Raw genomic sequence first — 20930 nt, forward strand, 5'->3', positions numbered from 1 at the left:
ATATGCCTGACCGGTCCAGATCAGACGATCCGGTGCCGGTCGTCCGATTTCACCGATCCGCCGGATCGACTCAGAACCCGAGCTTGCGCAACTGCTTCGGGTCGCGCTGCCAGTCCTTGGCCACCCGTACGTGCAGATCGAGGTAGACCTTCGTACCCAGCAGCTCCTCGATCTGCCGTCGCGCGGCGGTGCCGACGCCCTTGAGCCGAGCGCCCCGATGCCCGATGACGATCGCCTTCTGGCTGGGCCGCTCCACGTACACGTCGGCGTAGATCTTCGTCAGCCGGCCCTCCGGAATCATCTCCTCCACCACCACGGCGATGGAGTGCGGCAACTCGTCCCGGACCCCCTCCAGCGCGGCCTCCCGGATCAGCTCCGCCACCAGCACCTGCTCCGGATCGTCGGTGAGCATGTCGTCCGGGTACAGCTGCGGCGACTCGGGGAGATAGCGCGTCATCACCTCGACCAGGGTGTCCACCTGGTGCCCGGAGACCGCGCTGACCGGCACGACCTCGGCGAAATCCCCCAGCTCACTGACGGCGAGCAACTGCTCGGCCAGCCGCTTGCGATCGACCAGGTCGGTCTTGGTGACCACCGCCAGCACGGTCGCCTTCAGCTCGGCCAACTCCCCGGTGATGAACCGGTCGCCACGGCCGATCGGCTCGTCGGCCGGGATACAGAGGCCGATCACGTCGACCTCGCTCCAGGTCTGCCGCACCAGATCGTTGAGCCGCTCGCCCAGCAGGGTGCGAGGACGATGCAGGCCCGGGGTGTCGACCAGCACGAGCTGCGACTCCGGCCGGTGCAACACCGCCCGGATGATGTGCCGGGTGGTCTGCGGCTTGTTCGACGTGATCGCGATCTTCTGCCCGACGATGGCATTGGTCAACGTGGACTTGCCGGCGTTTGGCCGCCCGACGAAACACGCGAAACCCGCCCGATAGGCGCGTCCGCTGCGTTCGCTCATGACGCCGCTCCGCTACGCTCCGCGCCGCCATGAGGCACCCACGCACCGCGCCTGACGATTCGCTCGCTGAGCTCGCTCATTCGGTCACCGTGCCGAGCAGCGTGCCGTCCGGTCCGGCCACGTGCACCGGCGCGTCGGCGGTCAGGTCACGCACGGCCGCGTAGCCGGCACCGTCCAGGGTGGACGCTTCGGTCACCACCACCGCGGCCTCCAACCGGGTGGCACCCGCCGCAGCCGCCGAGGCGACCGCCAGTTGCAGCGCGGTGATGGTCAGCGAGGGCAGCGACACGCTGGCCGCCGCGTACGTCCGACCGTCCTGGTCCCGGACCGCGGCGCCCTCCACGGCGCCCACTCGGCCCCGGGCACCCCGGGCGAGGATGACCAGCTTGCCGTCCTCGGCGCTCAGTTCGGAGCCGGAGGACCGGACGGCCGGTACGGCGGGTGACTCAGGCATCGGCGGGCTGCCTCTCCTCGGATCGGTCGGTGTCGGAACGGGACGCGGCCGGCCTGCCGCCCGGATCGTCAGTGGTGTCGGTCGGCTCCACCCGACGCACCAGCACCGTGTCGATCCGGTTGCGGCGGCCGGTGGTGCCCTCGGCGACCAGTCGCAGGCCGGCCACCTTGACCTGCGCACCCGGAATCGGCACCCGACCCAAGGCCTGGGCTAGCAGACCACCCACGGTCTCCACCTCGTCGTGCGGCAACTCGGTGTCGAACAGCTCGCCGAGATCCTCGACCGGCAGCCGGGCGGTGACCCGCACCGCGCCGTCCGGCAACTGCTCGACCGGTGGGCGCTCGACGTCGTACTCGTCGGTGATTTCCCCGACGATCTCCTCGAGAATGTCCTCGATGGTGACCAGGCCGCCGGTGCCGCCGTACTCGTCCACCACGATGACCAGGTGGTTGCGGGCGGCCTGCATCTCCGACAGCAGATCGTCGACGGGCTTGGACTCGGGCACGAAGGTCGCCGGCCGCATCAGCTCGGCCACCGGCAGCTGACGGTCCTCGACGGCCCCGCCCTGGGTACGCCGGATCAGGTCCTTGAGATAGAGGATGCCGAGCACGTCGTCCACGCTCTCGCCGATCACCGGGATCCGGGAGAAGCCGGAGCGCAGGAACAACGCGAGCGCCTGGGAGAGGTTCTTGCCCGATTCGATCCACACCATCTCGGTACGCGGAACCATCACCTCGCGGGCGATGGTGTCACCGAGAGCGAAGACCGAGTGGATCATCTGCCGCTCGCCGTGCTCCACCACGCCCCGCTGCTCGGCGAGGTCGACCAGCTCACGCAGCTCGACCTGAGTGGCGAACGGCCCCTCCCGGAAACCACGTCCCGGAGTGACCGCGTTACCGATCAGGATCAGCAGAGAGGCCAGCGGGTTGAGCACCCGGCCCAGCCAGCGCACCAGCGGTGCGGCCGAGCGGCCCACCGCGTACGCGTGCTGCCGGCCCAGGGTGCGCGGGCCCACACCGACCACGACGAAGCTGACCACGGTCATCGCCCCCGCGGTGACCAGCGCCGCCCGCCAGCCCGCGCCGAAGGTGTCCACCGCCACCAGCGCCACAAGCGTGGTGGCGGTCAGCTCGGCGAGCAGCCGGAGCAGCAGCAGGAGATTGAGGTGCCGGACCACGTCACCGGCGACCGTCTGGAGAGTACGCGCTCCCCGGATCCCCTCACGGGCAAGTTCGGCCGCCCGGGCCGGGGAGACCGCGGCCAGGGCGGCCTCGGTCATCGCGATCAGGCCCGCGAGCACCACCAGCCCGGCAGCGAACACGAGCAGTTGCAGGTCGGGTAGGCCGGTGGCGGCCGCGGCCAACGAAGTGTCCATCACCGGGGGCGGGCCGACCGCCAGCTCGCCAGCAACCGGGCCTGGAGCCCGAACATCTCCCGCTCCTCCTCCGGCTCCGCGTGGTCGTAACCGAGCAGGTGCAGGACACCGTGCACGGTGAGCAGATGCAACTCGTCAGCGGTGCTGTGCCCGGCGGTGGCCGCCTGCTTCGCCGCCACCTCCGGGCAGAGCACGATGTCGCCGAGCAGCGCCGGTTCACCACCGGCGGCAACCTCACCCGGCCCGTGGTCGACGCTGCCCTCGTCCATGGGAAAGGCCAGCACGTCGGTCGGGCCGTCGCCGCCCATCCAACGATGGTTCAGCTCGGTCATGTAGTCGACGTCCACCAGCAACACGGAAAGCTCGGCGAGCGGGTTGACTCCCATCTCGTCGAGTGCGTGCCGGGCGACGGCGAGCACGGCGTCGGTGTCGACCTCGGCACCGGACTCGTTGGCGATCTCGATGGACAACTGTCTTCCCTCGGTCTAGCGGCGCCGGCCGCCGCGGTTGCCCTGGGCGCTGCGCCCGGACACCGCGTGCACGCCCTGCGCCTGCTGGTTCTCGGCGTCCCACCGCGCGTACGCGTCGACGATCTCTCCGACCAACCGGTGACGTACCACGTCGGCGCTGGACAGCTGCGCGAAGTGCACGTCCTCGACACCTTCCAGGATGTCCCGGACGACCCGCAGCCCGCTGGTCGTCCCACCGGGCAGGTCGACCTGGGTGACGTCGCCGGTGACCACGATCTTGGAGCCGAAGCCGAGCCGGGTGAGGAACATCTTCATCTGCTCGGGAGTCGTGTTCTGCGCCTCGTCGAGAATGATGAACGCGTCATTGAGCGTGTTGTGCGTGACCAGGAAGTCATCGGTGACATAGAGCGAATCTTCCGCCGCCACCTGGATGCACATCGTCTCCTGGACACCAGCGGGGACGATCGAGTCGATGAAACGCATCGGTCGGCCGCCGCCGCACTCTTCGTACCGCTGGCGCTTACGCGCCAACCGGAACGGCGCTACGCCCTCCGGCAAGCGGATCTCCACGACATAGGCGTCCGACCGGTACGCGACCGGTCGACCGTTGGCCAGGCCAGGCTTGCAACCCTCGGCCTCTCGAACGCGCCACGTCGCCACGCCACCGAGTGACTGGACCAGGTGGACGACGTCGTCGCGGAGTCGGGGAGAGGTCGTCGAGTACTGCACCCGGCAGGTGCGTCCCGCCTGGACGACCGGCCCGCCGTCGGTGTCCAGCAGCCCTTGCAGGACGGCCAGTCGGACATCGACGCTGTTCTGGAGATACACGGACGGGACGAACTTGGTGCCCGACTTCGTCCCGGCCAGTCCCAGCTCACGGAGCGCGACCGTCACCGGGTTCGCGACGATCACCCCGCCGCGGTGACCCTTGGTGTGCCGGAGCACATAGTCGTATTCGCTCTTGCGGTGCAGCTCGATGTCGACGAGGTTGTCCTCCACCGCCCGGGCGAGCTCAGGGTCCGCCGTGGTGAACCCGGGCGTCGTGCGGCACGAGATCGAACCGTCACCGAGCAGCAGGCCGAGGACGTACGGATCGAGCGGAACGTCCTGCGGTTCCAGCTGGACCGGAGCTACCACCGGGAGTTCGTACCGGCGGATGTACCCCCGCCGCTCCTGCCCGATCATCTCCTGGGTCTCGAGCGTGCGTCGGCGACCACGCCGTTTGTCCTCGGGCGTGGCGACGGTCCAGAGGTGCTCACCGCAGCACAGGGTGGAGGCCCCGTCCTGCGTGGTCACCCGGTAGACCTGCTTGGGTCCTTGCGGGTAGATCCCGATCACCGGGGTCGGCATGCCGTTCGAGCCGATCACCAGGTCGCCGACCTGGAGTGAACCGAACCGCTTGAAGCCTTCGGGTGTCAGCACGCGTGCGTCGTACGGCTGCGCCCGACCCCTCATGTATGCCAGGGGTGCGACCTCGATCGTCCCGGCCGCCATCAGTTTCGGGATGGTCTCCGGGTCGAGCATGTCGTGCAGCGCGTCGTAGAGGGGGCGCAGATAGGGGTCGATCTTCTCGTTGAGCGTGCCGGGCAGGAAGCCCAGCCGCTCACCGGCCTCGACCGCCGGCCGGGTCAGGATGATCCGGTTGATCTGCTTGGCCTGCAACGCCTGCACCGCCTTGGCCATGGCGAGGTAGGTCTTACCGGTACCCGCCGGGCCGATGCCGAAGACGATGGTGTGCCCGTCGATCGCGTCGACGTAGCGCTTCTGCCCGAGCGTCTTGGGGCGGATGGTGCGCCCGCGCCGGGAGAGAATGTTGAGGGTCAGGACCTCGGCGGGCCGCTCCGTGCCACCCTGTTCGAGCATGCCGACGGTACGCCGGACGGCATCTGTGGTCAGGGTCTCGCCTTTCTCGATGAGTTCGAGCAACTCGCTGAAGAGCCGCTCGGCGAGGGCGTTGTCGGCGGGAGCGCCGGTGATGGTGATCTCGTTGCCACGCACGTGCACGTCACTGTTCACCGAGCGCTCGACCAGTCGCAGGATCTCGTCACCCGCGCCGAGCAGGTTGACCATGATCTTCGAATCGGGAACCGTGATCCTGGTCTGCACCCGGGGCGGGCCGGGAGGTGGGGTGCCGGTCATAGGTCGGGCCCGAGGGCCCTGCGCCACCTGCTCTCGATCTCGGTGCCGGGCCCGTGGCACGGCGTGCGGACGTTGCCACCATCGTATCGGGTCAACGGCGGGGACACGCTGCCCATTTCCGCCGCTGCGACGCGCCGGCACGACCGGACACAGCAGGGCATTCCACCCCGATGAACCGCCCGGTCAGCCGCGGAAGTCGGAGCCGTCGAAGGTCTCCTGACGGCGGGTGAACCGGTAGGTCGCCCAGTGCATCCGGAGCACCACACCAGCGGAGTCCCGGGTCAGCCGGAGCAGCTCGCCGTTCTCCCGGCCGGAGACGGTACGGAACACGTCCGGCTGGTCCGGCACCGGGGCGAACACCGCCGGCGGCTTCCCCGGCGGATCGCCGGCGGCACGGGCACGCAGCGCCCCCTCGTGCCACGAGAAGACGTACTCGAAGCCCTCGCCCCACCAGCGGCCGAGCAGCCCGCGCACGTCCGGCGGCGCCGGATCGCCGGGACGCCACGGGTCGATGTCGGCCGGATCGTGCTCGACCGCGGCGGCGAGCAGCCGGTGCGGCAACTCCAGCAGCTCGACGGCGGTGCCGGAGGAGCCCAGTACGGCGGCGCCGAACGCCCCCGGGGTGCCCTCGCCGCCCCGGCGGCCGTACGCCCCAGCGAGGAAGCCGGGCATCGCCCCGTCGTGCCCGACGTGCACCACCCGATCCCCCTGTGGCACCAGGATCAGGCCGAGGCCGAACCCGCCGGCCCACAGCGCCTCGTCGGTGACCGTGACCGGCCAGCGCATCTCGTCCAGCGTGGCCGGGGCGAGCACCCGACCTGCCGCGTCCAACGCCGCCGGGTCGGCCAGGAAGGCGGCCCAACGGGCCATGTCGGTCGCCGTGCTCCACAGTTGCGCGGCGGGGCTCACCGCGCCGAAGTCGGTGGGTGGCTCCGGACGCGCCTCGTCGGAGTACGCGTCGACCAGGAACCCGGTCGCGGCGCGCGGACCCGGGGTGACAGCGGTGGAGGTGAGCCCGAGCGGGGTCAGCACCCGCTCGGTCAGCACCTCCGCCCAGGTGCCGCCGCGTACCTGCCCGACCAGGTGGCCGAGCAGTGCCATGCCGAGATTCGAGTAGTGGTAGCGGCGCCCGGTGGGCAGCACCCGCTCGGCCCGCTCCAGCTCGGCGATCAGCTGACCGGTGTCCGGCGCGCGTAGCGTGTCCCAGACGTCGCCGTACGGTTCCCGTTGCAGGCCGGCGGTGTGCGACAGCAGCCGACGCACGGTCAACTCGCCGTGCGCCGGCAGGTCGAGGTGCCGCCGCAGCGGGTCATCGAGGTCGAGCAGCCCGTCGTCGCGGCACTGCATGACCAGTACAGCGGTGAACGTCTTGGTCACCGAGCCGATCCGGAACCGGGTCTGCTCGTCCAGGGCCGTGTCGTTGCCGGTGCCGCCGGCGGTGCACGTCCACAGCGGCCGGTCGGCGCGATGCACCGCAGCCGAGATCGCCGGCACCCGGGCCTGTGCCTGGACCTGGCGCACCATCCGGCCCAGACGACCGGCGGCGGAGGTGCGGCCGGCGGCGGAGGTCATCCGAGGTCCCGGGCCAGCATCGGGCCGAGTGGTGCGCCGCCGAGTACGTGGGCGTGCACGTGGAAGACCTCCTGGCCGCCGTACGCCCCGGTGTTGAACATCAGCCGGAACCCGTCGCCGAGCAGTCCCTCGTCCTCGGCCACCGCGGCGGCCGTGGCCAGCACCTCGCCGGCCAGCGCCGGATCACCCTGACCGAGGGTGGCCACGTCGGCGTAGTGCTCCTTCGGTACGACCAGCACGTGTACCGGCGCCTTCGGGTCGATGTCGCGGAAGGCGAGCGTGGTGGGCGTCTCGCGGACCACGGTGGCCGGAATCTCTCCGGCGACGATGCGGCAGAACAGACAGTCGCTTCCCATCCGGGCAGTGTAAGGAAGGGATCCCCGGCGATGTCCGCGCGAGGCTCACCAACGCAGCAGGCGGGTGGCGAGGACCGCCAGGGCGGCCACGCCCGCGGTGGAGGTGCGCAGCACCGAGGGGCCGAGCCGCACGGGTCGGGCGCCGGCTTCCTGGAAGGCCGACAGCTCGTCCGCGGTGATGCCGCCCTCCGGGCCCACCACCAGCACGATCTCGCCGTGCTCGGGCAGCTCGACGGTGGTCAGCCGGTCGGTTGCCTCCTCGTGCAGCACGTAGCCGGCCGCTGCCCCGGCGATCCGGCGCGTCACCGATGCGGTGGTCTCGTCCGGCGCTCCCGCCACCACCGGCAGCCACGCCCGGCGGGCCTGTTTCGTCGCTTCCCGGGTGGTGGCGACCCACCGGCTGCGGGCCCGTACGCCCCGGTCGCCGCGCCACTGCACCACCGAGCGGCCCGCCGCCCAGGGGACGATCTCGTCCACGCCCGCCTCGGTCATCGCCTGCACTGCCAGCTCGCCCCGGTCGCCCTTGGCGATGCCCTGGACCACCACCAGCCGCGGGTTCGCGGCGTCGACGTACCCCCGGTCGGTCACGTCGAGGTCGAGGGTGCCCCGGCCGACGGCGGTCACCACGGCGGTGGCCGTGCCGCCCCGCCCGTCGGCGAGCAGCACCTGTTCGCCGGCGCGCAGCCGTTGCACGGTGGCGGCGTGGTGGCCCTCGGGGCCGTCCAGCACCATCGAGGCGGCGGTCGGCAGCGACTCGACCAGGAACAGCGGGGCGGACACGTCAGGCGTGGCCGTTGAAGGCGTCGCGCATCCGGGAGAAGAACCCGCCCTGCTTGGTCAGCTCGGCGACCTCCTCGCCGCGGGTCTTGGCGAAGTCGCGCAGCATCCGTTCCTGGTCGGCGTCGAGCTTGGTCGGAGTGCGCACGTCGAGGTGGACGTAGAGGTCGCCCCGGCCGGCGCCGCGCAGGTGCGGTACGCCTCGGGCCCGCAGCCGCAGGGTGCTGCCCGGCTGGGTACCCGGCTTGACGTCGACGGGTTCCTCGCTGTCGAGCGCCTTGATGGTCAGCCGGGTGCCGAGCGCGGCGGCGGTCATCGGCACGGTGACCCGGCAGTGCAGGTCGTCGCCCTTGCGGGAGAAGACGTCGTGCGGCCGTTCGTGGATCTCCACGTAGAGGTCCCCGGCGGTGCCGCCGCCCGGGCCGACCTCGCCCTGCTGGGCGAGGCGGATGCGCATGCCGTCCTCCACCCCGGCAGGGATCTTGACGGTCAGCGAACGACGGGTGCGTACCCGGCCGTCACCGGCGCAGGTCGGGCAGGGGCTCGGGATGGTGGTGCCGTAGCCCTGGCAGACCGTGCACGGCCGGGCGGAGACCACCTGCCCGAGGAAGGTGCGCTGCACCGACTGCACCTCGCCCCGGCCACCGCACGCCTCGCAGGTGGCCAGGTGGGTGCCGGCGGCGGTGCCGGCACCGGAGCAGGTGGTGCAGAGCACGGCGGTGTCGACGGTGATCGGCGCCTCGACGCCGAAGGCGGTCTCCTGGAGGTCCAGTTCCAGGCGCAGGATGGCGTCGGCGCCGGGGCGGGTACGCGGACGCGGGCCTCGCCCGGCGCCGGTGGCACCACCGAAGAACGCGTCCATGATGTCCTGGAAGCCGACGAAGGGGCCTGCCCCGCCGGGGCCACCCGGACCGCCGGGCCCGCCTCCGCCGGGTGCCAGCGGATCCCCGCCGAGGTCGACGATCTGCCGTTTCCGATCGTCCGAGAGGACCTCGTACGCGGCGTTGATGTCCTTGAACTTCTCCTGTGCCTCCGGATCCGGATTCACGTCCGGATGGAACTGCCGCGCCAGCTTGCGGTAGGCGCGCTTGATCTCGTCATCGGAGGCACCCTTGCTCACGCCGAGAATGCCGTAGTAGTCCCTGGCCACTGCGTTCCGTGTCCTCGTGTTCGTCTCGAGTTACGCCGTTCGGCGGCGGCAGCCTGCCGTCGGCCCTGACTTGTCAGTTCTGGGCCAGCAGCTCGCCCACGTAGCGTGCCACGGCCCTCACCGTGGCGATGGTTCCGGGGTAGTCCATCCGGGTCGGTCCCAGCACGCCCATCCCCCCGACGATTGTCGCGCCCGGGCCGTATCCGGTGCTGACCACGGAAGCCGCCCGCAGGTTGTCGTACTCGTTCTCGTCGCCGATGCGCACCCGCAGTGTGCTCGGCTCCACCTCGCCGATGAGCTTGAGCAGCACGACCTCCTCCTCAAGTGCTTCAAGGATCGGACGCAACGAGCCCTGGAAGTCGAGCAGGCCGCCCCGGGCGAGGTTGGCGGTGCCGGCCAGAGCGAGCCGCTCCTCGTGCCGTTCGACGAGCGTCTCCAGCAGCACCGTGGACAGGGTGGTCATCGCCGGGCGCAGGTGCGGCACGCAGTCGTCGATGAGGGCCTGCACCAGCGGCGGGGTCTCCGACAGGCGGACGCCCACCAGTTTCTCGTTGACCAGCCGGCGCAGGTCCAGCACGTCGTCGGCGAGGACCGGCGCGGGCAGCTCGACGAGTCGCTGCTCGACCCGGCCGGTGTCGGCGATCATCACCAGCATCAGCCGGGTGGTGGAGATCGGCACCAGTTCCAGGTGACGCACCCGGGATCGGGCCAGGCTCGGGTACTGCACGACGGCGACCTGCCGGGTCAGCTGCGCCAGCAGCCGCACCGTGCGGTGCACCACGTCGTCGAGGTCGACGGCGCCGGCCAGGAAGCGCTCGATCGCCCGGCGCTCGGCCGGGCTGAGCGGCTTGACCCGGCTCAACCGGTCGACGAAGAGTCGGTAGCCACGGTCGGTGGGCACCCGCCCCGCGCTGGTGTGCGGCTGCCGGATGTAGCCCTCGTCCTCCAGCACGGCCATGTCGTTTCGGACCGTGGCCGGCGAGACACCGAGTTGGTGCCGCTCGACAAGCGACTTGCTGCCGACCGGCTCCTGGGTGGCGACGTAGTCCTCGACGATCGCCCGGAGCACGGCGAGCTTCCGGTCGTCCAGACCCATCCTTGCCACCTCCTGTCGCAGGTCAGCCCGCAGCGTCACGGCCACCAGAGGAACACTCTGGCACTCGACTGTAGCGAGTGCCAGTCTACGTCGGCGTCCCCGTCCACGCGATGATCAAGTCGGCACGCCCGTCATCGAACCGATCGGTGGGTTGACACTCGCCGGTGTCGCTCTGGTGCGCCGTTGCCGGTGGCACCTACCGTGACCCCCATGACTGAACCACCTCGTCCCCCGGACTCCGGCGACGAACCCACGACACCACTGTCCGGTTCGCCTGGCCAGGGCGGCTATCCCCCGCCCGGCGGCTATCCACCTCCCACCGGCGACCAACCGCCGCCGGCCGGCTACCCCCCACCCGGGGGCTACCCGCCGCCCGGCGGTTACCCGCCGCCGCCCGGGGCCCCCGGTGTCGGCTACCCGACCGGCGGTTACGGCGCTCCTGGCGGTGGCTACGCCAACAACGAGGACAAGACCTGGGTGCTGATCGCGCACTTCGGCGGCCCGCTCGGCGTGGTCGTCGGTGGCGGGCTCTTCGGCTGGGTGGCGCCGCTGATCGCCATGATGGTCCGCGGGCAGCAGTCCCCGGTCGCCCGGGCCCACTCGGTGGCCGCGCTGAACTTCCAGCTCACCTGGGCCATCGTCGGGGTGCTGAGCTGGGTGCTCGCCACCATCACCTGCGGCATCCTGTTCTTCGTACCGATCATCGTCGCGATCGTGCCGCTGATCTTCGGCATCATCGGCGGGGTCAAGGCCAACGAAGGGGTGCTCTACCAGTACCCGATGACGTACGCCTTCGTGAAGCGCTGACCGGCCGGCTTACCTGGTGACGGGGGTCAGGGCAGCAGGTCGCGAACCACGGCGTCGGCGAGCAACCGGCCGCGCAGGGTGAGCACGGCGCGGCCGGCGGCGTGGGCGGGCTCGGCGAGCAGCCCCTCGGCCAGCGCCCGCGCCGCGCCCGCCCGCCCGGCGTCGGTAAGCACGTCCAGTGGCAGGCCGGAAGCCAGCCGCAACCGGAGCATGACGTCCTCCATGTGCGCCTCGTCGCCGGTGAGCACCTCCCGGGCCTGCCCGGGTGACGCCCCGGCGGCGAGGCGTTGCGCGTACGCGGCGGGATGTTTGACGTTCCACCAACGCACTCCGCCGACGTGGCTGTGTGCCCCCGGCCCGAGGCCCCACCAGTCACCGCCGGCCCAGTAGAGCAGGTTGTGCCGGCAGCGCGCGTCCGGCGTGCGGGCCCAGTTGGAGACCTCGTACCAGGAGAAACCGGCCGCGCCGAGGGCGGACTCGGCGGCCAGGTAGCGGTCCGCGGCCACGTCCTCGTCCGGGTAGGGCAGCTCGCCACGGCGCATCTGGGCGGCCAGCCGGGTGCCGTCCTCGATGATCAGGGCGTACGCGCTGACATGGTCCACGCCCGCGGCCACCACCTGGTCCAGCGAGGCGGCGAAGTCCTCGGCCCGCTCCCCCGGTGTCCCGTAGATCAGGTCGAGATTGACGTGGTCGAAGCCGGCGTCGCGGGCCTCCAGCGCGGCGGCGGTGGCCCGGCCGGCATGGTGCCGGCGGTCGAGCACGGCGAGCACCCCGGGCGCGGCCGACTGCATGCCCAGCGAGATCCGGGTGTACCCGGCCGCGCGCAACTCCTTCAGCGAGGTGGGCGTCACCGATTCCGGGTTGGCCTCGGTGGTCACCTCCGCGTCGGCGGCCAGCCCCCAGGTCCGGTCGATCGCGTCGAGGATGCGGGCCAGGTCGTCGGCGGGCAGCAGGGTGGGGGTGCCGCCGCCGACGAAGACCGTGTCCACCCGGGCTGGCGGGGCCTCGCCCAGCACCCGGGCGGCGAGCGTCAGTTCCGCCAGCACGGCGTCGGCGTAGCCCTCCCGGCTCGCGCCGCCGCCCAGCTCGTCGGCGGTGTACGTGTTGAAGTCGCAGTAGCCGCAGCGGCTCGCGCAGAAGGGCACGTGCACGTACACCCCGAAACCGCGGGCGCCCACGGACGCACGGGCGGACGCGGGCAGCGACCCGTCGACGGGGACGGGCTCGCCTGCTGGAAGGACGCCGGGCATGGCCACTAGTGTGCCCTGGCATGACCTCTCCCGACGCGCTCGTGCGGGTCGCCACGGCCCACGGGGTGACCACGCTCACCCTGGACAGTCCGCACAACCGCAACGCGCTCTCCACGCCGCTGATGACCGAACTGCTGGCCGGACTGTCCGCCGCGGTCGCCGACGACGCGGTCCGGGTGATCGTGCTCGACCACACCGGGCCGGTCTTCTGCTCCGGAGCCGACCTGAAGGAGACCGCGGCGGCGTACGCCAGCGGCACGGTGCCCGCCGGGATGCTGGGTGACGTGCTCGCGGCGGTCCGGGAGTGCCCGAAGCCGGTGCTGGCGAGGGTCGCCGGCCCGGCCCGGGCCGGCGGCCTGGGTCTGATCGCGGCGGCCGACCTGGCGGTCTGCACGGCCGAGGCCACGTTCGCCTTCACCGAGGTGCGGATCGGGGTGATCCCCGCGGTGATCTCCGCGACGGTGCTGCCCCGCCTGACCAGCCGGGCGGCAGCCGAGCTGTACCTGACCGGCGACACCTTCGACGGCCGGCGGGCGGCCGAGATCGGCCTGGTCACCGCCGCGGTGCCGGCAGAGGAACTGGATGCCACGGTGCAGCGGTACTGCGACTCGCTGGTACGCGGGGCCCCGGCGGCGATGGCCGGTGCGAAGCGACTGCTGCGCCGCCCGGCCGCCGTCGACCTGCGCGCCGACCTGGCCGAGCTGGCCGAGCTGTCCACCGGGTACTTCCTGTCGGCGGACGGGATCGAGGGGGTCACCGCGTTCCGGGAGAAGCGGCCGCCGCGCTGGGTGGCGGAACTCGGTAGGTGAGGTACGGCCGGGACGGGGAACCTCGCGTTGCGCGTGGGCGCCACAGGAGGTGGGAACCGCTCGGACGACCCGAACGGGTCGATCAGGGACGTACGCTTGGCGGACCTTGACACAGGAGGTGCGGGTGCGAACTCGGGCTGTCGCGACGGGCTTCGTGGTCCTCGTCCTGATCGCCGCGATCGGGATGATCGTGGTGCTGAGGCAGGCCGGTGAGGGGCTACGGCTGCCGCTGGCCGGCCGGGCCTGCACGGTGCAGGCCGACGGCGAGGTGACGCTCGACTCGCAGCAGATGGCGAACGCGGCGACCATCGCGGCGATCGGCGTGCAGCGCGAGATGCCCGAGCGGGCGGTGGTGGTGGCGCTCGCCACCGCGTACCAGGAGTCCGGGCTGCGCAACCTGACCGGTGGTGACCGCGACTCCGTGGGGCTGTTCCAGCAGCGACCGAGCCAGGGCTGGGGCACACCGGCCCAGATCCGCGACCCCCGGTACGCGGCGGGGAAGTTCTACGCGGCGTTGAAGAAGGTGCGCGGCTGGGAGGACATGCGGGTCACCGACGCCGCACAGAAGGTGCAGCGCTCGGCCTTCCCGGAGGCCTACGAGAAGTGGGCCGACGAGTCGCAGGTGCTCACCCGGGCGCTGCTCGGTCACGCCACCACGGCGGTCACCTGCGCGGTGGGCGGCGACCCGGTGATGCGCGGTGCCGCCGCCATCGCCGCGCTGACCAAGGGACTGGCGCTCGACTGGGGCCTGGTGGCCGTCGCCTCCGACGACGACCGCCCGGCAGGCAGGAGCTACTTCAGCTCCGCCGTCGACAACTACGGCAACCCGACCCTGCTGAAAGTGGGGATCAACGACTTCGAGCGGAGCCCCGCCGGCAGCCTGATGACGTCCCCCGAGGGCGTACGGGCCGGCTGGCGGTACACGCACTGGCTGGTCTCCCACGCCAAGGAGCACGGGGTGAAGCGGGTGACCTATGACGGCCGGGAGTGGACCGCCAAGCGCGGCGCCTGGAAGCGGTTGCCGGACAGCGACCGGGGCGACACGGAGGTTCTCGCCGAGGTCCACGCCGACGTCTGAGCGACCCCCGATCTTTTTACCCGCAGTCACCGCAAGATCCGGCAATTCGGCACGTAAGGCCGCGTCTCGCCACGTTGGGTGACGTGCGGTAGTCAGGCAACCGCCTTCAGTCGCCGTGCCTGTGGAAAGGTCGCGGGGTGCCCCCCGGGCCATCCGGACGCGCGTTACGATCGGCGGCCTGTGCCAGAAATGGTTTCACCTCTTGGGGAGGGGTACGACGTGGCGTTCGACTACGGCGACCGGACCGGCTACGAACCGATCAGTGACGTCGACCGCAAGGAGTTTCACGAGCAGGGCTTTCTCCTGCTGCGGAACGTCCTGACCGAGGATCACCGGGCCGCTCTGGAGGCCGCGGTCGACCGGGTGTACGAGGAGGAGAAGGCCAAGGGCACCACCACCAAGGACGGCACCCTGCACCTGCTGGGCTTCCTTGAGCGTGACGAGCTCTTCGGCGAGCTGCTCACCCACCCGATCGCCTTCCCCTACATGTGGGGGCTGGCGGGCTGGAACATCTACACCCACCACAACCACCTCGACGTCACGCCGCCGGCGTCGGAGCCCGAGAAGCCGTACTGGGGTTGGCACCAGGACGGGTACCGGCAGAACTCCGACCCGGAGACGATGGACCCGAACCTGCCGCGGCCGATGTTCTCGCTGAAGGTCGCCTACGTGCTCTCCGACCTGTCGGAAAAGGGTCGGGGCGCGACGAAGGTGATCCCGGGCAGCCACCTGTGGAACTCGCTGCCCCGCCCGACGGACCTGAGCGTGCACAACCCGGATCCCGAGGGCACGGTCGAGATCACCGCCAACCCGGGTGACGCCTTCATCTTCGACCGCCGCCAGTGGCACTCCCGGTCGACCAACCTGTCGAACATCACCCGCAAGATGCTGTTCGTCGGTTACACCTACCGGTGGATCCGCCCGCTCGACGAGCTGCACCCCGACAAGGACGGCGAGTGGTACCGCAACCGCACGCCGGTGCAGCGCCAGTTGCTCGGTGAAGGCACCCACACGGCCAACTACTGGGGCATCAACTGGGACGGCTACATCGACGACGAGATCCCGCTGCGCAAGGAGCTCAAGCAGCGCGGTCTGCTCAACCGCAGCATCCCCTGGCTCCGCTGACCGGACCGTGACGACAGGCCCCGTGGGCCACGCCTGGACGTGGCTCACGGGGCCTGTCGCGTCACCTCGGGACGACGCGCCGATCCGTCAGCCGGCCGGTTCACCCCAGGCGGCGACGCGCCTTCTCGCGGATCGGCTCGGGCAGGTCGTCGGCCGCCAGCAACCGGGGCAGCAGCGCCGGCTCCAGGCTGAGCGCCCGGAACACCTCGCCGAGGGTCACCCCGTGCGCCGGCCGGTGCACGATCTCGATCGGATCGCCGGCGCCCACCGCGCCCTCGCGCACCACCCGCAGGTACGCGCCGGGGGTCGCGCGGGCGGTGAACCGCTTGATCAGATCCGGTACGCCCCAGAATCCGGCAAAGGTGGTGCACGGCGTCCGCGGCATGGTCACCTGGAGCAGCACCTCACCGACGGCCCACTGCTCGCCGATCACGGCGCCGGTCACGTCGACCGCGTACGTGGTGAGGTTCTCGCCGAAGCCGCCGGGGCGGATGGTGCGCCCGAGGTCCGCCTCCCACCAGGCCGCGTCCTCCCCCGCGTACGCGTAGACAGCCTTGTCCGGACCACCGTGGTGGGTCCGTTCGCCGATGAAGTCGCCGGCCACCCCGTCGACGCGGAAGAGCACCGGAGCATCGGCCGGCCGCTTGTCGATGCCGCTGCGCCCGCTCGCGTCACCGGCCCACGCCGCCTCGGTCACGATGCCGACGTTCACCGATGCCACCCTGCCCGTCATGATCACATCCTACGGGAGCGACCTCGTCACGCCACGGCCCTCGCCCGCCGCCGGCTGGTCAGGTCGGTCGCGGCACGGGGGCGGGCCGGCCGCCGCGCCTGCGCACGAAGTTGGGCGTACGAACGCGAAAGGCACCCGACCTCGACGGTCGGGCGCCTTTCGACGGTTCAGCTGTTACCGGTGGGTGACACCCCGGCGGTTGCGGCCCACGCCAGCGACCAGCGCCACGGCGACGGCGGCCAGCAGCACCTGGAGCATCAGCTCCCGCCAGTCGATACCGGCGGTCTCGGCGAAACCGGACGCACGGGCGATCACGGTACCGAGCAGCGCCGCACCGACACCGATGAGCATGTGCAGCCAGATCGGCATGTTCTGACGGCCCGGCACCACCAGTCGGCCCAGCGCACCGACGATCAGACCAACGATCAGGGCGGTGATGATGCCCCAGACGGTGAGCTCCATGGTCGCTCTCCTTCACAAAGACGTTCCACAATGTGTGGCGTTCCTGTCGTGACCGCCTAATGCCCGACCCACGAAGATCCCAAACCGGCTTTTCCGTCCGAGAGGTCACGACGACTCCGAAAGATCGCGGCCAGCGACTCTTCGCCGCGATGCCGTGAGCTACGGCCAACGCCGACGGGGTCGACACGCCGATCGGCCGGTCTGGTCAGGCCGCGAGCGAGCGGGCCCGAACGCCGACGGGCGCCCGGCCGGGTGGCCGGGCGCCCGTCGAGGCGGAGTCGGTTACCGATGGGTGACGCCGCGACGGCGACTGCCCACGCCGACCACCAGCGCGACCGCGATCGCGGCCAGGGCGACCTGGACGGCCAACTCGGCCCAGTCGATACCGGCGGTCACCGTGGCGATGCCCATCGCACGGGCGAGCACGGTGCCGAGCAGCGCCGCACCGACGCCGATGATCATGTGCAGCCAGATGGGCATGTCCTGCCGGCCCGGTACCACGAGACGGCCCAGCGCGCCGATGATCAGACCCACGAACAGCGCGGTGATGATGCCCCAGACGGTGAGCTCCATGGCGGATCTCCTTACCCGGAAGATGTCATTTGGGGGGTTCCTGTCCTCTCGGTCAGATTCCCTCGACGACGAATCCCCAAACCGCCCGCGCCCAGCCGGACGCCCCTAGGCAAGCAGGCGCCACCCCGGGTCGGTCACTTTTTTCCGCTCGCCTTGCCGTCGGAGTCGGAGGAGAGCGCGGCGATGAACGCCTCCTGCGGGACCTCCACCCGGCCCACCATCTTCATCCGCTTCTTGCCCTCCTTCTGCTTCTCCAGCAGCTTGCGCTTACGGCTGATGTCACCGCCGTAGCACTTGGCGAGCACGTCCTTACGGATGGCGCGGATGGTCTCCCGAGCGATCACCCGGCTGCCGATGGCCGCCTGGATCGGCACCTCGAACTGCTGGCGCGGGATGAGGTTGCGCAGCTTCGCCGCGATGGTGGTGCCGTACGCGTACGCCTTGTCCTTGTGCACGATGGCGCTGAACGCGTCCACCGGCTCGCCGTGCAGCAGGATGTCGACCTTCACCAGGTCGGACGCCTGCTCGTCGGTGGGCTCGTAGTCCAGCGAGGCGTAGCCCTTGGTGCGGCTCTTGAGCTGGTCGAAGAAGTCGAAGATGATCTCGGCCAGGGGCAGCGTGTAGCGCAACTCCACCCGGTCGGCGGAGAGGTACTCCATGCCGAGCAGGTTGCCCCGCCGGCCCTGGCAGAGCTCCATCACCGCACCGACGTAGTCGTTCGGCGTCAGCACGCTGGCCCGCACCGTCGGCTCGTACACCTCGGCGATCTTGCCGGTCGGGTACTCGCTCGGGTTGGTGACCACCACCTCCTGGCCGTCCTCCTGGATCGCCCGGTAGACCACGTTCGGCGCGGTCGAGATCAGGTCCAGGTTGAACTCCCGCTCCAGCCGCTCCCCGATGATCTCCAGGTGCAGCAGGCCGAGGAAGCCGCAGCGGAACCCGAAGCCGAGCGCACCCGAGGTCTCCGGCTCGTAGGTGAGCGCGGCGTCATTGAGCTTGAGCTTGTCCAGCGCGTCGCGCAGTGCCGGGTAGTCCGAACCGTCGATCGGGTAGAGCCCCGAGTAGACCATCGGCTTCGGGTCCTTGTACCCACCGAGCGGCTCGGCGGCCGGCCGGTTGTTGATGGTGACGGTGTCACCGACCCGGGACTGCCGGACGTCCTTCACCCCGGTGATCAGGTAGCCGACCTCACCGACGCCGAGCGCCTCCGCCTTCACCATCTCCGGCGAGATGACCCCGATCTCCAGCAGCTCGTGCACCGCGCCGGTGGACATCATCTTGATCCGGTCCCGGGCGCTGATCTGACCGTCGATCACCCGCACGTAGGTGACCACACCCCGGTAGACGTCGTACACCGAGTCGAAGATCATGGCGCGGGCCGGAGCATCGGCGTCACCCACCGGCGGGGTGAACTGCCGGACGATCTCGTCGAGCAGGTACGGCACGCCCTCACCGGTCTTGCCGGAGACCTTTATGCAGTCCGCCGGGTCACCGCCGATCAGGTGGGCCAGTTCCTCGGCGTACTTCTCCGGCTGGGCGGCCGGCAGGTCGATCTTGTTGAGCACCGGGATGATGTGCAGGTCGTTCTCGAGCGCGAGGTACAGGTTCGCAAGCGTCTGCGCCTCGATGCCCTGGGCTGCGTCGACGAGCAGGATGGCACCCTCGCAGGCGGCCAGCGACCGGGACACCTCGTAGGTGAAGTCGACGTGACCAGGCGTGTCGATCATGTTGAGCACGGCCTGCTCGCCGGCCCGCTCGCCCTCCCGGATCGTCCACGGCATCCGGACCGCCTGGCTCTTGATGGTGATGCCGCGCTCGCGCTCGATGTCCATCCGGTCGAGGTACTGCGCGCGCATCTGCCGCGGGTCGACCACACCGGTGAGCTGCAACATCCGGTCGGCCAGGGTCGACTTTCCGTGGTCGATGTGAGCGATGATGCAGAAGTTCCTGATCCGCCCCGGGTCGGTGGCACCAGGAGCGTTCGCGCCGGGATCGAGCGTCGGTGGCACAGCGGTCCGTTCTGGTCGGCTGACGTGAGCGGGCCGGCACGCGCCGGCCCCCTCTATGCTCCCATGTCCCCGGCTGGCATCGGCCGGGCGTCCGTCACTCCTGCGGCGGCTCGACGAAGAGGGTGGCGAGCCGGGGCAGCCTACGGCGGGCCTCCTCCTCGTCGTCGAAGTCCCAGAAGTCGTTCAGGTCGGGCTGCGGCGTCGCCGCGCGCTCCCCCGGCAGGTCGGTCGCGGTGGCCCTGCGGTACGCGTCCCACGGCACCGCGAGCATGTCCTCGCACTCGAACTCCTCGCCGCTGAGCGAGGCGGACCGGATCTGCGGCAGATCGGCAAGCGAGTCCGGATCGGCGACCGCCCGGGCGAAGACCTCCCGTCCCTGGGTCATCAGCCAGCCCCGGAAGTACTCGAATCCGTCGTCGGAAGCGCCACCGTTGATCAGGTACGCGGCGCCCCACAGATCGACCCGGTAGGACGCGGCCAGGACCCGCTGCTGGTGGTGGGCGTACCCGACGATCTCCTCGGGGTCGCGGGCGGCGAGCAGCGCGACGGCCCGGGCGGCGATGGCATCCGGCTCTCCCCCGCCGGTGCGGGCCCGGTCGATCAACTGCCAGAAGTCGTCGGTCCTCATGGTCCGGCAGTCTGGCAGACACCACCACGGGTGCCCGGATCCGCGCCAGATGTCGCCGCCGGACCGGGCACCGGGCAGCATGGTCGGGTGAGCTTCGCCTCCCCGCCCGCCGTGCCGTACCACGCCACCGCGCAGCGGCCCGAGTGGTCGGCCCTGCCGGCGCGGCTGCGGGCCGCAGTGGCCACCCGGCTGGGCGCCCCGGTGGTCCAGGCCCGGACCGCCGGTGCCGGTTTCACCCGGGGGTTCGCCGCGCTGCTGCGCACCGCCGACGGGCAGGGCGCGTTCGTCAAGGCCGCGCCCCACACCGAGCAGCCGCACCTGGTCGACTGGTACGCCCGGGAGGCCGCGATCCTCACCCGGCTGCCGGCCAGCCTGCCGGTGCCCCGCCCGCGCTGGACGCTGTGGGAGGCGGGCTGGTACGTCCTGTGCCTCGATCCCGTCGACGGTCATACCCCCCGGCTGCCCTGGGACCGTGCCGAGCTGAGCGCCACCCTCACCGCCTTCACCGACGTCACCGAGGCGCTCGCCGAACCGCCGGCCGAGTTGACCGCCCTCGGCCTGCCCCACCTCGCCGACCTGGCACGCGACGACATCCTCTGGTGGGGCGAGGTCGCCGCCGGCCGGGAACCGGTGCCGCCGCTGCCCGCCCCGGCCCGGGGACGGCTGGCCGAACTGGTCGCGCTGGAGTCGCGCCTGCCCGGGTACGCCGCCGCCGCGACCGGACTGACCCACGGCGACCTGCGGGTCGACAACGTGCTGATCGACACCGTCGGCACGGCCTGGTTCTGCGACTGGTCGTGGCTGTGCCACGGGCCGGCCTGGTTCGACCTGGTCACCCTGCTGATCACCGGGTACGCGGGCGGGTTGGACGTCGATTCGCTCTTCGCCGCCCACCCGGCCGCGGCCGGCGCACCCGACGACGCGCTGGACGTCACGCTGGCCGCCCTGGCCGGCTACCACCTCACCGCCGCCACGTCGACACCGCCGACCGCGTCGAGCCACCTGCCGGCGCACCAGCGGTGGACCGGTGGGCAGGCCCTCGCCTGGCTGGCGCACCGCCGTGCCTGGGCCTGACCGTCGCCGCGTCCGCTCGGTCGACC

The 20930-nt window shown here is 71.2% G+C and carries 20 protein-coding genes and 3 pseudogenes; 5 read left to right on the forward strand and 18 right to left on the reverse strand.

Annotated elements, in window-relative coordinates; genetic code table 11:
• Positions 1-70: 70 nt before the first annotated feature.
• From era to hrcA, 12 genes and pseudogenes are all read right to left on the reverse strand, one after another.
• Positions 71-967 (reverse strand): GTPase Era, encoded by an 897-nt coding sequence (gene era / locus AB0J93_RS26810; protein ID WP_363925091.1) that lies wholly within the window; start codon positions 965-967, stop codon positions 71-73.
• A 76-nt stretch (positions 968-1043) separates the two neighbouring features.
• Positions 1044-1421, reverse strand: coding sequence for a cytidine deaminase (locus AB0J93_RS26815; RefSeq protein WP_363925092.1), 378 nt, complete (start codon positions 1419-1421; stop codon positions 1044-1046).
• On the reverse strand, positions 1414-2820 hold the full coding sequence (locus AB0J93_RS26820) for a hemolysin family protein (protein ID WP_363925148.1): 1407 nt from the start codon (positions 2818-2820) through the stop codon (positions 1414-1416). The genes AB0J93_RS26815 and AB0J93_RS26820 overlap by 8 nt, the downstream gene beginning before the upstream one ends.
• Positions 2796-3266 (reverse strand): rRNA maturation RNase YbeY, encoded by a 471-nt coding sequence (gene ybeY, locus AB0J93_RS26825; RefSeq protein ID WP_363925093.1) that lies wholly within the window; start codon positions 3264-3266, stop codon positions 2796-2798. The genes AB0J93_RS26820 and ybeY overlap by 25 nt, the downstream gene beginning before the upstream one ends.
• Before the next feature lie 15 nt (positions 3267-3281).
• Positions 3282-3638: pseudogene (locus tag AB0J93_RS26830) on the reverse strand (PhoH family protein); the annotation flags it as partial.
• A gap of 267 nt (positions 3639-3905) precedes the next feature.
• Positions 3906-4721: pseudogene (locus tag AB0J93_RS26835) on the reverse strand (LAGLIDADG family homing endonuclease); the annotation flags it as partial.
• Positions 4710-5405 (reverse strand): annotated as a pseudogene (locus AB0J93_RS26840) (PhoH family protein); the annotation flags it as partial. The pseudogenes AB0J93_RS26840 and AB0J93_RS26835, both read right to left, overlap by 12 nt.
• Before the next feature lie 183 nt (positions 5406-5588).
• Complete coding sequence (locus AB0J93_RS26845; RefSeq protein ID WP_363925094.1) at positions 5589-6977, reverse strand: serine hydrolase domain-containing protein; 1389 nt, start codon at positions 6975-6977, stop codon at positions 5589-5591.
• Positions 6974-7333, reverse strand: a complete 360-nt coding sequence (locus AB0J93_RS26850) for a histidine triad nucleotide-binding protein (RefSeq protein ID WP_363925095.1) — start codon at positions 7331-7333, stop codon at positions 6974-6976. Before AB0J93_RS26850 ends, AB0J93_RS26845 begins: the two co-directional genes overlap by 4 nt.
• A gap of 45 nt (positions 7334-7378) precedes the next feature.
• A complete protein-coding gene (locus AB0J93_RS26855) occupies positions 7379-8113 on the reverse strand; it encodes a 16S rRNA (uracil(1498)-N(3))-methyltransferase (protein ID WP_363925096.1) in 735 nt (244 codons plus the stop codon).
• Position 8114: 1 nt separating this feature from the next.
• Positions 8115-9260 (reverse strand): molecular chaperone DnaJ, encoded by a 1146-nt coding sequence (gene dnaJ, locus AB0J93_RS26860; RefSeq protein ID WP_093407519.1) that lies wholly within the window; start codon positions 9258-9260, stop codon positions 8115-8117.
• 73 nt (positions 9261-9333) lie between these two features.
• A complete protein-coding gene (gene hrcA / locus AB0J93_RS26865) occupies positions 9334-10356 on the reverse strand; it encodes a heat-inducible transcriptional repressor HrcA (protein WP_363925097.1) in 1023 nt (340 codons plus the stop codon).
• A 210-nt stretch (positions 10357-10566) separates the two neighbouring features.
• On the opposite strand from hrcA, the gene AB0J93_RS26870 reads away from it, so the two are divergent.
• Positions 10567-11163, forward strand: a complete 597-nt coding sequence (locus AB0J93_RS26870) for a DUF4870 domain-containing protein (protein ID WP_363925098.1) — start codon at positions 10567-10569, stop codon at positions 11161-11163.
• A gap of 26 nt (positions 11164-11189) precedes the next feature.
• Here the strand turns inward: AB0J93_RS26870 and hemW are convergent, their stop codons facing one another.
• Positions 11190-12413 (reverse strand): radical SAM family heme chaperone HemW, encoded by a 1224-nt coding sequence (gene hemW, locus AB0J93_RS26875; RefSeq protein WP_363925099.1) that lies wholly within the window; start codon positions 12411-12413, stop codon positions 11190-11192.
• A 20-nt stretch (positions 12414-12433) separates the two neighbouring features.
• On the opposite strand from hemW, the gene AB0J93_RS26880 reads away from it, so the two are divergent.
• The 3 genes from AB0J93_RS26880 (at position 12434) to AB0J93_RS26890 (ending at position 15425) form a co-directional block, all read left to right on the forward strand.
• Positions 12434-13222: an enoyl-CoA hydratase-related protein gene (locus AB0J93_RS26880; protein WP_363925100.1), complete on the forward strand. Its 789-nt coding sequence runs from the start codon at positions 12434-12436 to the stop codon at positions 13220-13222.
• Between the two features lie 118 nt (positions 13223-13340).
• Positions 13341-14300, forward strand: a complete 960-nt coding sequence (locus tag AB0J93_RS26885; protein ID WP_363925101.1) for a hypothetical protein — start codon at positions 13341-13343, stop codon at positions 14298-14300.
• Between the two features lie 189 nt (positions 14301-14489).
• Positions 14490-15425, forward strand: coding sequence for a phytanoyl-CoA dioxygenase family protein (locus tag AB0J93_RS26890; protein ID WP_363925149.1), 936 nt, complete (start codon positions 14490-14492; stop codon positions 15423-15425).
• Positions 15426-15525: 100 nt separating this feature from the next.
• On the opposite strand, the gene AB0J93_RS26895 is transcribed toward AB0J93_RS26890, so the two are convergent.
• The 5 genes from AB0J93_RS26895 to AB0J93_RS26915 all read right to left on the reverse strand — a co-directional run bounded on the left by AB0J93_RS26895 (position 15526) and on the right by AB0J93_RS26915 (position 19830).
• Positions 15526-16158 (reverse strand): MOSC domain-containing protein, encoded by a 633-nt coding sequence (locus tag AB0J93_RS26895; RefSeq protein ID WP_363925102.1) that lies wholly within the window; start codon positions 16156-16158, stop codon positions 15526-15528.
• 174 nt (positions 16159-16332) lie between these two features.
• Positions 16333-16620: a GlsB/YeaQ/YmgE family stress response membrane protein gene (locus AB0J93_RS26900; protein WP_093407532.1), complete on the reverse strand. Its 288-nt coding sequence runs from the start codon at positions 16618-16620 to the stop codon at positions 16333-16335.
• A gap of 282 nt (positions 16621-16902) precedes the next feature.
• Positions 16903-17193, reverse strand: a complete 291-nt coding sequence (locus AB0J93_RS26905) for a GlsB/YeaQ/YmgE family stress response membrane protein (RefSeq protein WP_363925103.1) — start codon at positions 17191-17193, stop codon at positions 16903-16905.
• 134 nt (positions 17194-17327) lie between these two features.
• Entirely contained in the window at positions 17328-19202 is a 1875-nt protein-coding gene (lepA, locus tag AB0J93_RS26910; protein ID WP_363925104.1) for a translation elongation factor 4, read from the reverse strand.
• A gap of 94 nt (positions 19203-19296) precedes the next feature.
• Positions 19297-19830, reverse strand: a complete 534-nt coding sequence (locus AB0J93_RS26915; protein WP_363925105.1) for a DUF4240 domain-containing protein — start codon at positions 19828-19830, stop codon at positions 19297-19299.
• A gap of 87 nt (positions 19831-19917) precedes the next feature.
• On the opposite strand from AB0J93_RS26915, the gene AB0J93_RS26920 reads away from it, so the two are divergent.
• Positions 19918-20904 carry a phosphotransferase gene (locus AB0J93_RS26920; protein ID WP_363925106.1) on the forward strand — a complete coding sequence of 329 codons (987 nt, stop codon included), beginning with the start codon at positions 19918-19920 and terminating at the stop codon, positions 20902-20904.
• The last annotated feature ends 26 nt before the right edge of the window (positions 20905-20930 follow it).

This window comes from Micromonospora sp. NPDC049374 (genome assembly GCF_040677165.1).
Lineage (GTDB): Bacteria > Actinomycetota > Actinomycetes > Mycobacteriales > Micromonosporaceae > Micromonospora.

Bases quoted from the DNA above. Each gene is read 5' to 3' on its own strand.
- AB0J93_RS26880 (WP_363925100.1), top strand. From the start codon at position 12,434: ATGACCTCTCCCGACGCGCTCGTGCGGGTCGCCACGGCCCACGGGGTG.
- AB0J93_RS26895 (WP_363925102.1), bottom strand. From the start codon at position 16,158: ATGACGGGCAGGGTGGCATCGGTGAACGTCGGCATCGTGACCGAGGCG.
- AB0J93_RS26845 (WP_363925094.1), bottom strand. From the start codon at position 6,977: ATGACCTCCGCCGCCGGCCGCACCTCCGCCGCCGGTCGTCTGGGCCGG.
- era (WP_363925091.1), bottom strand. From the start codon at position 967: ATGAGCGAACGCAGCGGACGCGCCTATCGGGCGGGTTTCGCGTGTTTC.
- AB0J93_RS26850 (WP_363925095.1), bottom strand. From the start codon at position 7,333: ATGGGAAGCGACTGTCTGTTCTGCCGCATCGTCGCCGGAGAGATTCCG.
- AB0J93_RS26915 (WP_363925105.1), bottom strand. From the start codon at position 19,830: ATGAGGACCGACGACTTCTGGCAGTTGATCGACCGGGCCCGCACCGGC.
- AB0J93_RS26870 (WP_363925098.1), top strand. From the start codon at position 10,567: ATGACTGAACCACCTCGTCCCCCGGACTCCGGCGACGAACCCACGACA.
- AB0J93_RS26815 (WP_363925092.1), bottom strand. From the start codon at position 1,421: ATGCCTGAGTCACCCGCCGTACCGGCCGTCCGGTCCTCCGGCTCCGAA.
- AB0J93_RS26890 (WP_363925149.1), top strand. From the start codon at position 14,490: ATGGTTTCACCTCTTGGGGAGGGGTACGACGTGGCGTTCGACTACGGC.
- hrcA (WP_363925097.1), bottom strand. From the start codon at position 10,356: ATGGGTCTGGACGACCGGAAGCTCGCCGTGCTCCGGGCGATCGTCGAG.
- AB0J93_RS26905 (WP_363925103.1), bottom strand. From the start codon at position 17,193: ATGGAGCTCACCGTCTGGGGCATCATCACCGCGCTGTTCGTGGGTCTG.
- hemW (WP_363925099.1), bottom strand. From the start codon at position 12,413: ATGCCCGGCGTCCTTCCAGCAGGCGAGCCCGTCCCCGTCGACGGGTCG.
- AB0J93_RS26900 (WP_093407532.1), bottom strand. From the start codon at position 16,620: ATGGAGCTCACCGTCTGGGGCATCATCACCGCCCTGATCGTTGGTCTG.